A 15,218-nucleotide genomic window follows, 5' to 3' on the forward strand; every position below is an offset into this window, starting at 1 on the left:
AAGTCTCCTTAATTATCTTGAAGTGAATGAGTGTGAAATTTATAAAATTATTTATGCTAAACCGACAATCAGAGGGCCAAGCAAGGTTAAAAATACATTTGCGAGTGCATAGGTAATTGCAAATGGGACGGTCGGAATTGAATTGCCAGCTTTGTCGAGTACGCCACCAAAAGCGGGATTTGCACTGCGTGAGCCAGTTAATGCTCCAGCCATTACGGCGACATTGTTATAACGGAGTACATAACGGGCAAACAGCATTGAAAGAATTAGCGGTACTAGCGTGACCACCACTCCAATCATAAACAGGGACAAGCCACTTTCTTTAATGGTTTGAATGGCCTGTAAACCTGATTGCAAACCGACAGCAGCAACAAAACCAGCAAGACCTAAATCTTTGAGAAGTTGTGAAGCGGCTAAAGGCATATTGCCGTGGACTTGGTTTCGGCTGCGTAGCCAACCAAATAACAGACCTGATAACAGCGCACCGCCACCTGCACCAAGGGTTAAAGGAACATCACCAATACGGACAACAAAGAGGCCAATGACTAAACCAACAACTAAACCTGCACCATGGAAAATCCAGTCTGTTTTTAAGCTTTCGGGTAAAGCTTTACCCGCTTCTTTGACTAGGCGTTCAAGATCACTTTTAGTTCCATATACGGTGACCACATCGCCTTGACGTAGGACTGTATCATCACTTAAAGCTTGCGCTTCACTGTTACGTTTAATTGCCAGCACATAAATGCCATGCTTTAAGTAATCTGGGGTATTGGCTTTGATATCTCCAAGGGTACGGTTGGCATATTTTGAGTTTCGTAATATGACATCTGTGGTGTCCATGATCATTTCCATGCCTTGTGAGGATTGCAACTCAGATCCAATAAACTCAGCAATGGAAACGATACTAGCCCTGCGACCAACGACCAGAACAACATCATCTTTCTCTAAGGTAATTTCTGGCGCAACATCAATAAATTGATCTTTGCGTTTTAATCGTTCAATAGTGACGCTCGGTACTTGTGTTTCGAGTTCGGCAATGGTGTGTCCTGATGCTTGTTTGACTTTGTAAATACGACCAACAATTTCAGGCATAGCCAATTCTTGACCAGGTGCCAGTTCAAATGCACCTTTTAACTGCTCTGCTTGCGCTTTCAAAGCATCATCATGAATTTCTCGTCCCATAAATTTTGGCAAGATATTCACACAAACAATAATTGCGCCTAGAGAACCAAAGATATAGGTCACGGCATATCCAATCGCAACATTGGCTTGAAGTTTCTGAATTTCTGCAAGTGGTAAGTCTAGGCGAGAAATCGCATCGCCCGCCGTACCAATAATCGCAGACTGGGTCATCCCACCTGCAGCCAAACCTGCGGCTAAGCCTTTATCTAGATTAAAGATTTTTGCCATGACTAAGACTGTAATGAGTCCACATACAGCCATAAAAATAGCCAGCAAAATTTCTTTAATGGATTGTGGCCCAAGCGATTTAAAAAACTGTGGGCCACTTTCAAAACCGACTGCGTAAATAAATAAAGCAAAAAGAATCGCTTTTACACCATTGTCGATTGGTACGCCAATAAGACTTAGAATAACAGCGACAAGTAGTGATCCTGCAACACCACCAAATTGAAACTTTCCAAATTGAAACTGACCGATCCAAAACCCTATTGCTAAGGATAAAAATAATAGGATTTCAGGACTATGTTTTAATTCACCTTGTAGCCATTCAATCATTTTGCGGCCCCACCTTTATTATTTAATCTATATTTGATTATGAATAGAGTGTTCATTTTTTTACGTTCAATGGAAAATACTATATCAGTCGAGGTTGTGTAAAATATCCATATTTGAAATATATTATTTCATGGTTTTTTTATTTATTTAAAGAATATACCAAATATGGTGAATATTAAATTGTGCTTAAATAAGAAATAATTTAATTATTGTGGTGCCTTTTGCTTGCTTATTTATTTTTAATGAGATTTCATGATTGATAATTTTTTATTAAAAGTTAATTTATTTAAAAAATAGATTTAAAAAAAATAAACAAATTTTTTTATATTTTTAAGGTATTTGTATTGATGATTATTTTAATATAAGTTATTGAAAATAATATATTATTTATTTTAATATTGGATATTTGTTTTTCTGGTGTTAGCAAAGTGTATCGTTTGGTAAACAGTATGGAAAAATATAAATATATTGTGCATTTTATTTGAAAAGTAATTAATAAATCAAAACATCATTATAAATGCAGGTATATATGTCATGAATAAAGTGTATAAATTGGTCTGGAATACTACAGTGGGAAGCTGGGTTGTAGTTTCTGAAATTGTAAAAGGTAATAAGAAATCGAAAATTAATAAAATTGTGAAAGGTTCGATGTTTTTATTATTTATTGTTAATTCAAATGCTATTTTGGCGCAAGATATTAACGAGAGTTTAAATGTAAATGGTAGTTTAACTGCAACTGGAGATGTGGTTGCAAATGGTGTTTCATTAACAACAGTAAATACTGATTTAAATCAAACAAAAAATGATTTAAATACCCTTGATGATCAAGTTAATAATACCTCTACGGGGTTGGTCACTAAGGTATCACAGGTTGATTTTGATAGCTTAAATAACCAAGTGAATGATTCAAGCACAGGGCTGGCGACGAAAGTGTCACAGTCGGATTTCAATAGCTTGAATAATCAGGTCAATGATGTAAACACAGGATTAAATAGCAAGGCATCTGCGACGGATTTGAATTCGCTGAAGAATCAAACTTGGAATATACAAAGCAATGGTGGAACGTCGAGCGCCGTAAAAGCTACAGATACCGTGAATTTTGTGAATGGTAAAAATATTGCTGTAACCAATGCGGGTACGGATATTTCAATTTCCACTGTGGATGATCCAGAGTTTAACTCGGTAAAAATTGGTGATACTGCAAATAATACTGTATTGACCAGTACAGCAAATGGTTTAGACCTGGGTGGCGATAAGCTCACAAATTTAGCCAACGGTAGTATTGCTGCAGGATCTACAGATGCAGTGACAGGCGGGCAAGTGAATGATTTACTTTTCCAAAGTGGTCAAGGTATCAAATATTTCCACACCAACTCATCGCTTGTTGATTCACAAGCCAATGGTTTAAATTCTCTTGCTATAGGCCCTGTGGCAAAATCTGAAGGTGAACTATCAATCGCTATCGGTCATCTCTCAAATGCTACAGGACTCAACAGTATTGCTGTCGGAAATACAGCCAATGCCATCAATGATTATTCTATTGCTTTTGGTAAAGAAACAGGCGCACTTGGCGCCAATTCAACCTCTATCGGAAATGGTGGTCAAGCGAGAGCATTGACCCCGACTTATAACGTATCCAATACGCAACTGATTGCAATCAATGGTATTCCTGTCACCGCAATGGGAACGGATCCCAGCACTATTACTGAAATTAATGGGGTTGCTGTCTCAGCAACGCAAGTGAATCAATTCCTTACAGCTTTGCAAAATGGCGCCAATATGTCTGTTGGCGATAAAAGTGTTGCATTGGGGTCTTCTGCATTAGCAGGTGGACCTTCAAGTATTGCGATTGGGGATGCTGCGATAGCAACAGGAACGCATTCAAATGCAATTGGTCAGGGTGCAAATGCCGTGGGAACCAATGCCAATGCAATAGGAACCTCGGCATCTGCTGCGACCAATGCCAATGCGATCGGAAATTCAGTGTCTGCAAGTGGAACTGCGAGCGTCGCAATCGGAAATCAAGCGACTTCAGGAGGCGCGAGTTCAATTGCATTGGGTGATGGCGCAAAATCTAGTGTGGTTAATGGTGTTTCAATTGGTAGTGCAGCAGGAGTAGGTTCTATTGGTTCTGGTACATTTGACCGCAATGGGCATATCGCCGTTGGAGCAAACGCAGGACAAAATATTAGTGGTAACCAATCGATTGCTATAGGGGTCGGTGCGGGTAGCAATTCAACAGTTAACTCAACAAGTTCTGATTACAATATCGCTTTAGGTAGTGATGCAGGGACAAACTTATCGGGTAATCAGAATATTTCAATTGGTTTTGGCAGCAATAAAGATAGAAACGCCACCGTACAAAGCTCAGTTGCGATCGGTGCGGCAACATTTACTGAAAGTTTAGGGGTTGCAGTTGGAACACGAGCAAGTGTTGCTCAAGGCGGTGTTGCACTCGGTTATGACTCGATTGTGACCGGTACTTCAGGGGTTGCAATTGGCTTGGATTCTTTAGCAGGTCAAAGTGATGTGGCATTAGGTTCAGGAAGTGTTGCGCAAAACAACTCACTTGGAAATGGCTATATCACCAATGTCTCTGGTGGTGTGGGGGGCTTTAACATTGTTTCGGTCGGGAATAAAAATGAGCAACGTCGAATTACCAATGTTGCAGATGGTTCAGAATTGCAAGATGCGGTGACGGTCAATCAGATTAAAGCTTTACAAAATGACATTATCCGTGTGATGGGCGCAACGGATGCAAAAGGTAATCCTGCAACTATTGGAAGTGGCGGTACTTTACCTCTAATCCAAGTCAATGTTAAAGATTCTTCAGGAAATACCAGTAAGCTTCCAACAACAATTCAAGATGCTTTTGATTTACTGGGTACAGGACAAATTGGTGGTGTAGTACCTGATGCTGTGTTGTATAACTCAGACAAATCAGTTGTGAATTTAGTCGGTACTGATGGAACGATCATTCGTAACGTAAAAGGCGATGAAAATGATCTGTCCTCAGCGGTGAATTTTGGGCAATTAAAAACAGCTGTTGCGCAAGCAGGTCCACAATACTTTTCAGTAAATACCACGGATATCAATAATAAAAACAATACAGGGGCAAATGGCGACAATTCTTTAGCAATTGGCCCGAGTGCCAGTACATCTTCCCTTGCAGCTGGGAGTGTTGCTTTAGGCAGTAATGTGATTGTAGCAAGAGAAAAATCAGTTGCGATTGGTGCGGGTGCGGGTTCAGTAGGGGTTTCTTCAATTTCAATCGGTGATTCTTCGATTGCCACAGGTACAAATAATATTGCGATGGGAAAAAGCGCAGAAAGCCGTGGCGAAGATAGTATTGTCATCGGGAATGGTTCTGAGGCGGATGGAACCAAGTCAAACTATGCGGTCGTTGTAGGGAGTGACGCTGAAGTTAATTCCGCAGATCAAGGGATTGCAATTGGTCGTCAAGCATTGTCTCAGGGAGATAATGCGACGGCAATTGGTTATCAGTCTAAAGCCAATGGTGCACAGAGTGTTGCATTAGGACGCTTTGCCACAGCAACTGCTGAAGACAGTATGGCCTATGGCGATAATGCTAAAGCTTCGGGTGTGAATTCCACTGCAATAGGTTCAGATGCAAACAGTACTTCTCAAGATGGTTTGGCAATAGGCTCTCAAGCAAAAAGCTATGCAGCAAAAGCCACGGCAATTGGGCAAAATGCAGAAAGTGCGGGTGAAAATGCGATAGCGTTTGGTGTTAACAGTGTAAGTCGTGCTAAAGATGCCACTGCGATAGGCAATAATGCAACTTCAAATGGAATCAATGCGATTGCACTCGGCAAACAATCCAATGCAAACGCTTTAAATTCAATTGCGGTAGGTACGGGAACCAATGCACTTCAAGAAGATGCGGTCGCTATCGGAAATAGTGCTTCGGTGAGTGCGAAAGGCGCAACTGTATTGGGTAAGTCTGCAACAGCATCACATGAAAATGCTGTAGTTTTAGGAAATAACTCAGTTTCGGCAGCTTATGTGGCAACCAAATCAGCCACAATTAATGGCAAAACCTATAATTTTGCAGGAGCTCCGACTGCATCTTCTAGTGTAAGTGTCGGAGATGTCGGGGCTGAACGAACCATTGTCAATGTTGCTGCTGGGCGTATCAGTAGCTCAAGTACAGATGCAATCAATGGCAGTCAATTGTATCAAACCAATCAAGCCATTACCGATTTAGCAGACACGCCATTAAGTTTTGCCGGAGACACTGGCGCGAAAGTAGAGCGTAAATTGGGTGAGCAATTAAAGCTCACTGGTGGAGCGACTGGGGTACTTACAGATGGCAATCTGGGGGTTGTAAGTAATGGTACCGATACTTTGCAATTAAAATTGGCCAAAGATGTCAACCTGACCGCTCAAGGAAGCTTAAGTGTCGGCACTTCCAAAATTACAGATGGGCAGGTGGAAATTAAAGACAGTGCCAATAATAGTAATATCAGCACCTCCACTCAGACAGTGATTACTGATGGGGCAAGCAGTAATAGCGCAAATGCCAATACCATTAACTTAAAAAATGCGAGCAATAATGTTGTGTTAAGTGGCACGACAGGTACTTTGACAGGGCTGACCAATAAAACTTTAACTGAATCAGACTTTGCCAAAATGGGGCGTGCAGCAACAGAAGAACAGCTTAAGTTAGTCAATGAGGTGGCTGAAAATGCCAATAAAGGTTGGAATTTAACCACCAACAAAGACGTTACAGGCACTACAAATATTGCAGCCACGGATACAGTTGATTTTTCAAATAGTGATGGCAATCTAGCCATTGGTCACACTGGTGCAAATGTCGATCTAAAACTTGCAGAAATCGTTAATGTGGGTGGACTTCCTGGTGGGGCAAACATTGCCATTAATGGCAAAAATGGCACGATTACAGGATTAACCAATACCACTTTTGATCCAAGTAACTATTTATCTGGGCGCGCTGCAACTGAGGATCAATTGGCAACACCAATTACATTTGCTGGAGACAATGCCGGTGTGAATGTCGATCGTAGATTGGGGCAACGCTTGAGTATTGTCGGTGGTGAATCTGTTGCGAGTAATTTAACCGACAATAACATCGGTGTGGTTGCAGACAGTACCGACAATAAACTAACCATTAAACTCGCTAAAGATATTCAGCTCGATAGTGTAAATGCAAGTGGCACAGTGATCGATAGCAAAGGCTTAACTTTTGTAAACGCAAGTGGCGGTGCTGTGCCGAATTCACCAAGTGTGACCGTGACAGGAATCAATGCGGGGACCAATAAAGTGACCAATGTTGCATTGGGCGATATTAGTGATAGCTCTATGGATGCTGTAAATGGTAGCCAGATTAAACAGATTATCGATAAAGGATTTAGCATTAGTGCAAATGCTGACAGTGCAGCAAAAGATACGATTGGTCTCGGTGAAAATGTTGATTTTAGTGCAACCGATGGCAACATTAAAATTACCAACACAGGCAATAATGGAATTAGCTTTGGGCTTGAGCCAGTGGTCAAGATTGGACCTGCCACAGGTGGAAATCCAATAACAGTCAATGGTAATACAGGAACAATTACAGGCCTAAGCAATACAACCACATCCAGTAATGACTTTGCTACAGTCGGTCGCGCGGCCACAGAAGAACAGCTCAAACAGATGCAAACTGGGCTCAATGATGCGGGCTTTGGCTTAACGGCTGGCGACGGCAATACCATTAACAAAAAATTGGGCGAAAGTATTGAGGTTATTGGTGCCGATAGCAATATTGCCACCAAAGTCACTGGTGGCAAAGTTGAAATAGAGCTCGCCAAAAATATTGATCTGAGTAGTGCAGGCAGCTTAACAGTCGGTACCAGTAAAATTACAGATGGTTAAGTTGAATTAAAAGATGCGGGCAAATCGAATATTAGTACGGTGAATAGTACAATTGTCAGTGATGGTAGCAATAGCAGTACGTTAGGTGCAGGAAATATCAATGTCAGTAATGGCACTTATCAAACCCAAGTTGGTCCAACACAAATTGTTGTAGGTGGTGCAAATCCTGTTAGCGTGAATGGTTCAACAGGACGGGTGAGTGGTTTAAGCAATACCACTTGGGATCCAAATGCAATTTATAATCAAAAACAAGCTGCAACCGAAGAGCAGTTAAAACAAGTCAGTGATGTGGCTCAGAATGCCAATAAAGGCTGGAACGTCAAAACAGATGCTATTTTGGGGACAACGCAAGTCAAACCAGGCGATACGGTCGATGTTGGTTTAGCAACAGGTGAAACTAATTTAAATGTCAGTGCAAAAAATGACAGTAATGGAACGACAACCATTGATTTCAGCTTAAATAAAGACCTGAATATTGATAGTGTCACTGCGGGTACCGCAACGGATTCCACTATACTAAATAAAGATGGTATGACCGTACAAGATGGTAGCACTCAAAGTGTGATCAGTTCTGGTGTGATCAGCGTCAAAAATACGGTCAATCAAGTTGTACTTGATGCCAATAAAGGCACACTAGAAGGTTTAACCAATAAGACTACATCAGGTAAAGATTTTGCTACCACAGGTCGTGCAGCCACAGAAGAACAGCTTAAAGAAATCCAAACTGGACTGAATGATGCTGGTTTTGCTTTAACTGCTCAGGATGGCAATACAGTAAACAAGAAATTAGGTGAAAGCGTTGATGTAATTGGTGCTGACAGTAATATCAGTACCAAGGTGGCAGCTGGAAAAGTACAGGTTGAGTTAGCAAAAAATATTGATCTTACTTCTGCAGGCAGTTTAACGGTTGGTAAAAGCAAAATCAGCGATGGCAAAGTCGAACTGAAAGATGGTGCTAAATCGAATATCAGTACCGTCGATGGTACATTGGTGAGTGATGCAAATAAAAATAGTAGTTGGATTGGTGCAGGCAGTATCAATCTAAGTAATGGTATTTATCAAACCCAAATGGGACCAACACAAATTATTGTGGGCGGTGCAAACCCTGTAACTGTGAATGGTGCAACAGGGACTATTGGTGGGCTGACCAATAAAACATTTAATCCAAATAACTTTGTCAGTGGTCAAGCTGCGACAGAGGATCAGCTTAAAGCGGTGAGCGATCGTATTCAAACAGCAAACCAAGGTTGGAATTTGACCACCAATGGAACCAATAGTAATCCAGTCAAATCAGGCGATACGGTCGATTTTAGTAACAAAGATGGCAATATTAATATCAGTAACAATGCCAATAATGTCAGTGTTGAATTAGCCAAAGATATCCAGGTTGACAGTGTGACTGCAGGCAATACCGTAATCAATAATGATGGTCTTAGCATTACTGGTGGGCCAAGTGTGACTAAAAATGGTATTGACGCTGCGGGCAATAAAGTCACCAATGTTGCAGAGGGGAGTATTGCTCAGAGTAGTAAAGATGCGGTGAATGGAAGCCAGATCCACAATATTATTGGGGACGGTGCATTCCAAGGCGGAGATGGTAATACCATTACCAACATCGGTGGGACAGGTGCAACCAACATTAATGATGCGATTAGCTCAATCAACCAAAAAGCTGGGCAACATGCTACAGTTATTGCTGGGCAGAATATGACGGTCACTGAAACAACCAATAGCCTAGGAGGTAAGGAATATAAGGTTGCAACAGCGGATGACGTAAAATTTAACACAGTTACCGCAAATACGGTTACTGCAGATAATGTCATAGCAAACACAGTCAAAGTGGGTGATGTTGCAATAGATCAAAATGGAATAAATGCTGGGAATAAAAAAATCACCAATGTTGCAGCAGGTGAAGTATCCAGCACTTCAAAAGATGCGGTTAATGGTTCACAACTCAATACATCAAACCAATACATCACCACATCATTAGGCGGTGGCGCAAAATATGAAAATGGTCAGTTCACTCCGCCAACCTACAATGTAAATAACGGCTCATATCATAATGTGGGTGATGCCTTAGGTGCGCTTAATCAGGCTGATATTGATTTAGGTAATAAAATTACCAATCTAGGCGATCGTTTAGAGCAAGTATTTTATGACACCAATGGTCGCATAGATGATTTAGAGAAAAGAGCCAGTGCAGGCAATGCGCAAGCACTTGCAACAGCAGGTTTACCTCAAGCTTATATTCCAGGCAAAAGTATGATGGCAATCAGTGGGGGGACTTACCGTGGCGAAAGTGGGTATGCGATCGGGATGTCATCAATTTCAGATAATGGCCGATGGGTGTTTAAGGTGAGTGGAAGTGGTAACTCGCGTGGTGATTTTGGGGGAACTGTAGGTACTGGGATCCAATGGTAGTTTAGGGAAGCTAAGGCATTTTATCCATGTAAACAGTGTCTTAGCTTACCATTTTTTGGATTCAAATTAACGAGAACAAGAATTTATGCGAGAGTCGACATATGAAAAATTTATTAATATTGAGTTTAATTGCCGTAACATTGAGTGCTTGTGCCACAGGAACCATTATTTCTAAAGAGGGTAAAACCGAGCAAGCGAAATGGCACAAGGTGGATGATGTCATTTTAAATAAAAAAGCGGGAACATTCCCAAATGTACAGAACTTGAATCAAGTCAGAGCAGGAATGACCAAAGATCAACTTTACGCGCTGATTGGTCGACCTCAATATGAGGATGGCTGGAGAGCTAGAGAATGGAATTATTTGTTCCATTTCACGACTGCAGACCGTACCAATGACACTATTACAACATGTCAGTTTAAAATTTTATTTGACCAAGAAAAGATCGCTAGAAGCTTTTACTGGAATCCGATACAGCCTAAAGATGGCCTCTGCCCTCCCTCTCTTGAATTAAAGTAACAATCAGTGTGTAGATGATTGAAGGCTTTAAAATTGTATACTTTAAGCATTTAATTTTTTGCGTGTAGAAAAATTCAATCTCAAACAACAGTGTGTAAAGAGAAAACCCACATCGATGTGAACACTTTAAATAAGCGGTCATATCGTTGTGGCACATTTAAATCATATACGTTTTTATGATGATGTTTTAACACGCCATTGAGGATAGATCGAAAGGATATAGTCCTGAAATTGTTGTATTACTTTTGGATTGTTTGAACGTTTTAAATAGTCTAAAACACGATCTAAGTAAGCCTCACTGGGTTGTATCTCAAAGCCTAAATTTTGACTTAATTGAGCATAATGTTGTTTTATAAGATTGGGATTTTCTGGGATCGCTTTAATATTGACTCGCATACCTTCAAAAATATAACGCAAACCATCAAGATTACCTTTGATTGGTACAGTACCGTGATCTTCACCCTCATACTGGACATATTTATAGTTCAGTTGAGTAAAAGGCTGTTGACTTAAATATTGATTGAACTTTTTGATACCCTTGTAATGGTTGTCTAAACTGTCTGTATTTTCACTGGCACCAACTTGGGTTAAAAATAAAGTTTTATGCTGAAAATCTTGATTGTTCGCTTCCTTAAAACGTTTCAACATGATCTCATCATCCCACCAAATACTAGGGTCATGGACAATATAGGCTTGGATATTTTGTTGACCATTGAGCATATGATTGAGTGCGGTAATACCTCCGAAAGAATGACCAATCAATATATTTAACCCATTCGTACGATATTTTTTCTCAATATCAGGCATGAGCTCAGATTCTAAAAATTTAAAAAATGCGACATTTCCGCCAGTTTCACCTTCAATTACACGTCCTTCATTAATTTCAGGCTTTTGCTTGGTTGGGGTTAAGTCTCGAGCACGATCTGTATTGACGATGCCCACAACGACCATTTCAGGAATCGAGGGATAAGGTGACTTCGATAATTTCTCGACAATTCCTGTCAAATAATGAAAGTTAGTTTCGCTATCTAATAGATAAATCACAGGATATTTTTGCTTGGGATATTTGCCATATGTCGCAGGGAGATAGATCTGGATTGGTCTTTTTTCATTTAAAATAGCGGAAGATATGTTTTGTGTTTCTCCAATACGAATGCTGTTATCGGCAAAACTAGGTATTGAGATTTGCATGATCAACACGCCTAGCGCCAAGTAGAGAGAAGTTTTCTTCAACATGAAAAATGACCTATTCGATAACAGTGATGTGATTACGCATATTGAGAAACTTATTGATTGCTCAAGTATGGGTAGTGATGATTTACAAATAAAAAAAAGATTAAATTCAGTTCAGGTTTTGTTGCTGGCTGTTAGTGCTTTTAGCAGAAATAGGGGTTTTGCAGCATCTGTTTGTATTTTTATAACTGACCAAAGTCATAGAGCTGAGTACGCGATTTGCTATTGGCTGAATAAGAATAGATTGGATCATAAAATTGATTTTTATAAATATGCGAATAATAATTATTATCTTTTAAGCTAATGGTAAAAATCAATATGGATCTTTATGTTTTATAAATTTATGTTGTTTTGCACTGTCATGAACAAGTTAAAAGCTATGCGTTTAAAAAAATTAGCCTTTAAGCACTATGGTTCCCATTAAAATTTATTCAGCGTGTTTTAAACCATACTCCTTAACTCATAGGCTGTATTTCTCAGTAAAGGCAAAACTTGCTGAATCAGCTGTTCTTCAGTGACACGATGTGTTTGTGCAATACAGTTTAATGCAGCGACGGCTTTGCCTTGTGCATCTAATACTGGAACTGCAATCGCAATAACCCCTAATTCATGTTGTTCTTTTGATAGACAATAATCTTGTTTTTGAATCTTTGCCAATACTTGATAAAACTGGACTTCATCTTGAATGGTATAAGCGGTGAGGCGTTTCAAACTATATTTATTTACCCAGTGTTTTTGTTCTTCTAAATTTAATGCTGCCAATAAAACCTTGCCTGTTGAGGTTGCATGTGCAGGCAAACGATTGCCCAAATGCATCCCATACGGGCTGAGGCGTAAATTATCGTGTTGAGGTAAGTAGCTTCGCGCAATCGGAACGACTTCATGTTCATCTAAAACCACCAGCGAAAAAGTCAGGCTGGTTTGTGCGCTTAACAGATTGAGAATAGGTTGCACAACTTTAGGCAGATGAGCAGAGCTTAAATAGGAGCTTGATAAGCGTAATACTTTGTGAGTTAACCAAAAGTAGTGATCATCAGTTTCTAAATAACCTAAATATTTTAAAGTTCGTAAATATCTTCGTGCCGCTGTACGGCTCAATCCTGTGCGCTCTGCAATTTGAGTCGAATTGAGTTTTTGACGATCAACTCCAAAGGCTTCAAGCAAACTCAGTCCTTTGGCGAGTCCAGCGATGTAATCGTCTTGCTTAATGGTTTCACCTGAAACCTCGTTCTCAATTAAATCGTATCTCATCGTTCATCCATTCCCGATTATAATTTTATGGCCGATATACGGTCATTGTTGCTACTATACGGCGATTATCCAGTTTTCACCATATCAAAAAGAGATCAAAAAAATTAATTTAATGGTCAGGATATGGAGAAAATGTTATGGAAAATTTAATCACACAAGTGGCGATTATTGGTTCAGGCCCAGCAGGGCTATTGCTTGGACAACTGTTGTTTAAAGCAGGTATCTCGCACGTGATCATTGAGCAACGCAGTGCTGAATATGTAGCTGCACGTATTCGAGCAGGGATACTTGAACAAGTATCGGTTGATTTATTGAAGCAAGCGGGTGTGGATGAAAATCTAAACAAGTTTGGCTTAGCGCATGATGGTATTGAAATTTTAACCAATGGCTTAAAGCATCGTGTGGATTTATCTGAGTTAACTCAGGGTAAGCAAGTTACGGTTTACGGACAAACGGAAGTCACAAAAGATTTAATGCATGCACGTGAAGCGGCAGGTTTGTGCACTTACTATGAAGCAGAGAATGTGCAAATTCATGATTTTGAGCAAAACCCGTATGTTAGCTTTCAGCAAAATGGTCAATCGTACCAGCTTAGATGTGATTTTATTGCAGGCTGTGATGGATATCATGGGGTCTGTCGTGCAAGCGTGCCACAAGATAAAATCAAAACTTTTGAAAAGATTTATCCCTTCGGTTGGTTAGGTGTACTTGCAGATGTTCCACCTGTTTCAGATGAATTGATCTATGTGCAGTCAGAACGTGGTTTTGCTTTATGTAGTATGCGTTCAAAAACCCGTAGCCGATATTATTTACAAGTTCCTGTGACGGATCATGTCGATGAGTGGTCTGACCAACGATTTTGGGATGAGTTAAAAAATCGCCTTGATGACGAAACTCGTAAAAATTTGGTTACAGGCACTTCAATTGAAAAAAGTATTGCACCTTTACGCAGTTTTGTGACTGAACCAATGCGATTTGGGAAACTATTTTTAGCAGGAGATGCGGCACATATCGTTCCACCGACAGGGGCAAAGGGTTTAAATTTAGCTGCATCTGATATCGCTTATTTGTCAAATGCCTTAATTGAATTTTATCTCAATGGTTCAGAACAAGGCATCGAGGAATATTCTGAAAAATGCTTAAAACGTGTGTGGAAAGCAGAACGTTTTTCATGGTGGATGACGCATTTACTACATCGTTTTGAAACGGAAAGTGAGTTTGATCATAAAATTAAGCAGGCTGAATTGAGTTATATTTTAGATTCACATGCGGGTTTAACCACATTGGCTGAAAACTATGTGGGTTTACCTTATGAAATTAAAACATTTAATGAGGTTCAGGGGAGTCGTTCAGACTTGCTTAGTCATTAATTTTGAAAAATAGAAAGTTACCTATTTTGAGCAAGGTTTTAAATCTTAATTAAATATAGGTGGTTTTCTTTTTTATACAAACAACCAGACCATCGTCCACAAAGTTGGTTTATTTAATTTAGGTAGTGGGCCTAACTGGTCATAGTAGAATAAGCCTTGTATCCTAGCGGGTATCCTTTGCATCTTATTGAACTCAAGGGGGCGCCAAAATGAAAAGATCAAATATAACAAGAAAACCTTTACCCAGTAGCGTTTTAGTAAATCTTAAAGCTGAAGAAAAAGTGAATAAGCAGACTAGGTATCCCAAAAAACTAGGGAATCTGCTATTTCTCGTTTTGGTTGGCATATTAACATCTGGATGTTCTGAAAAGATGTTTCAACCACCGCCACCTGATTTTTTAGAATGGATTGCTCCAAACAGTAGTATTGTTGATGTTAAGAAAAAGCTGCTTGAGTGTGGTATGCCTGAACCCTCTGGTAAGAGTCCTGAATATCAGCAACTTGGTAGGAATGCACAAGTATCAATTTCGCTTTGCATGGTAAATGCGGGCTTTAGTGACAAGGACGAATATCCATTATGCAAATATGAAAAGGATAGAGTTTTACCCGTTTGCGCTTCTGGGGCAGAAATACCTACTCCGGATATTAATAGGAGATTGAATAGCCACTATTGCAGAACAAAATCGAATTATCAATATTGCAAACAAAACGCACGATTTCCTGAATTGTGCGATAAAAATGATTATGTAAACCCACGCCCAGAATGTCTTCGTTAAAGCATGCTGTTATGAGT

At 39.9% G+C, this 15,218-nt stretch carries 9 protein-coding genes; 6 read left to right on the forward strand and 3 right to left on the reverse strand.

All coding sequences use genetic code 11. The annotated features are described in order from the left end of the window. Positions 1–51 precede the first annotated feature (51 nt). Entirely contained in the window at positions 52–1,737 is a 1,686-nt protein-coding gene (aspT, locus tag L3V46_RS04745; RefSeq protein WP_004817270.1) for an aspartate-alanine antiporter, read from the reverse strand. Between the two features lie 534 nt (positions 1,738–2,271). Between aspT and L3V46_RS04750 the strand changes: the two genes are divergently transcribed. The 3 genes from L3V46_RS04750 to bamE all read left to right on the forward strand — a co-directional run bounded on the left by L3V46_RS04750 (position 2,272) and on the right by bamE (position 10,571). Continuing rightward, entirely contained in the window at positions 2,272–7,632 is a 5,361-nt protein-coding gene (locus L3V46_RS04750; protein WP_239045055.1) for an ESPR-type extended signal peptide-containing protein, read from the forward strand. Positions 7,633–7,671: 39 nt separating this feature from the next. After that, a complete protein-coding gene (locus tag L3V46_RS04755; protein ID WP_239045056.1) occupies positions 7,672–10,053 on the forward strand; it encodes a YadA-like family protein in 2,382 nt (793 codons plus the stop codon). A gap of 101 nt (positions 10,054–10,154) precedes the next feature. Then, the gene (gene bamE, locus L3V46_RS04760) at positions 10,155–10,571 is read left to right on the forward strand and encodes an outer membrane protein assembly factor BamE (RefSeq protein ID WP_004717738.1); all 417 of its coding nucleotides are present in this window, start codon (positions 10,155–10,157) and stop codon (positions 10,569–10,571) included. 174 nt (positions 10,572–10,745) lie between these two features. Here the strand turns inward: bamE and L3V46_RS04765 are convergent, their stop codons facing one another. Beyond that, complete coding sequence (locus L3V46_RS04765; protein ID WP_239045057.1) at positions 10,746–11,807, reverse strand: alpha/beta hydrolase-fold protein; 1,062 nt, start codon at positions 11,805–11,807, stop codon at positions 10,746–10,748. Here L3V46_RS04765 and L3V46_RS04770 point away from each other — a divergent pair. Continuing rightward, positions 11,806–12,108 carry a hypothetical protein gene (locus L3V46_RS04770; protein ID WP_239045058.1) on the forward strand — a complete coding sequence of 101 codons (303 nt, stop codon included), beginning with the start codon at positions 11,806–11,808 and terminating at the stop codon, positions 12,106–12,108. The genes L3V46_RS04765 and L3V46_RS04770 overlap by 2 nt on opposite strands. 137 nt (positions 12,109–12,245) lie before the next feature. On the opposite strand, the gene L3V46_RS04775 is transcribed toward L3V46_RS04770, so the two are convergent. Further along, positions 12,246–13,055, reverse strand: a complete 810-nt coding sequence (locus tag L3V46_RS04775; RefSeq protein ID WP_239045059.1) for an IclR family transcriptional regulator C-terminal domain-containing protein — start codon at positions 13,053–13,055, stop codon at positions 12,246–12,248. A gap of 137 nt (positions 13,056–13,192) precedes the next feature. Here L3V46_RS04775 and pobA point away from each other — a divergent pair, with 137 nt between their 5' ends. Next, complete coding sequence (pobA, locus tag L3V46_RS04780; RefSeq protein ID WP_239045060.1) at positions 13,193–14,425, forward strand: 4-hydroxybenzoate 3-monooxygenase; 1,233 nt, start codon at positions 13,193–13,195, stop codon at positions 14,423–14,425. A 209-nt stretch (positions 14,426–14,634) separates the two neighbouring features. Then, positions 14,635–15,201 (forward strand): hypothetical protein, encoded by a 567-nt coding sequence (locus L3V46_RS04785; RefSeq protein WP_239045061.1) that lies wholly within the window; start codon positions 14,635–14,637, stop codon positions 15,199–15,201. Positions 15,202–15,218: the final 17 nt, after the last annotated feature.

It is taken from the genome of Acinetobacter sp. AG3 (assembly GCF_022343575.1).
GTDB classification, from domain to species: Bacteria; Pseudomonadota; Gammaproteobacteria; order Pseudomonadales; family Moraxellaceae; genus Acinetobacter; species Acinetobacter guillouiae.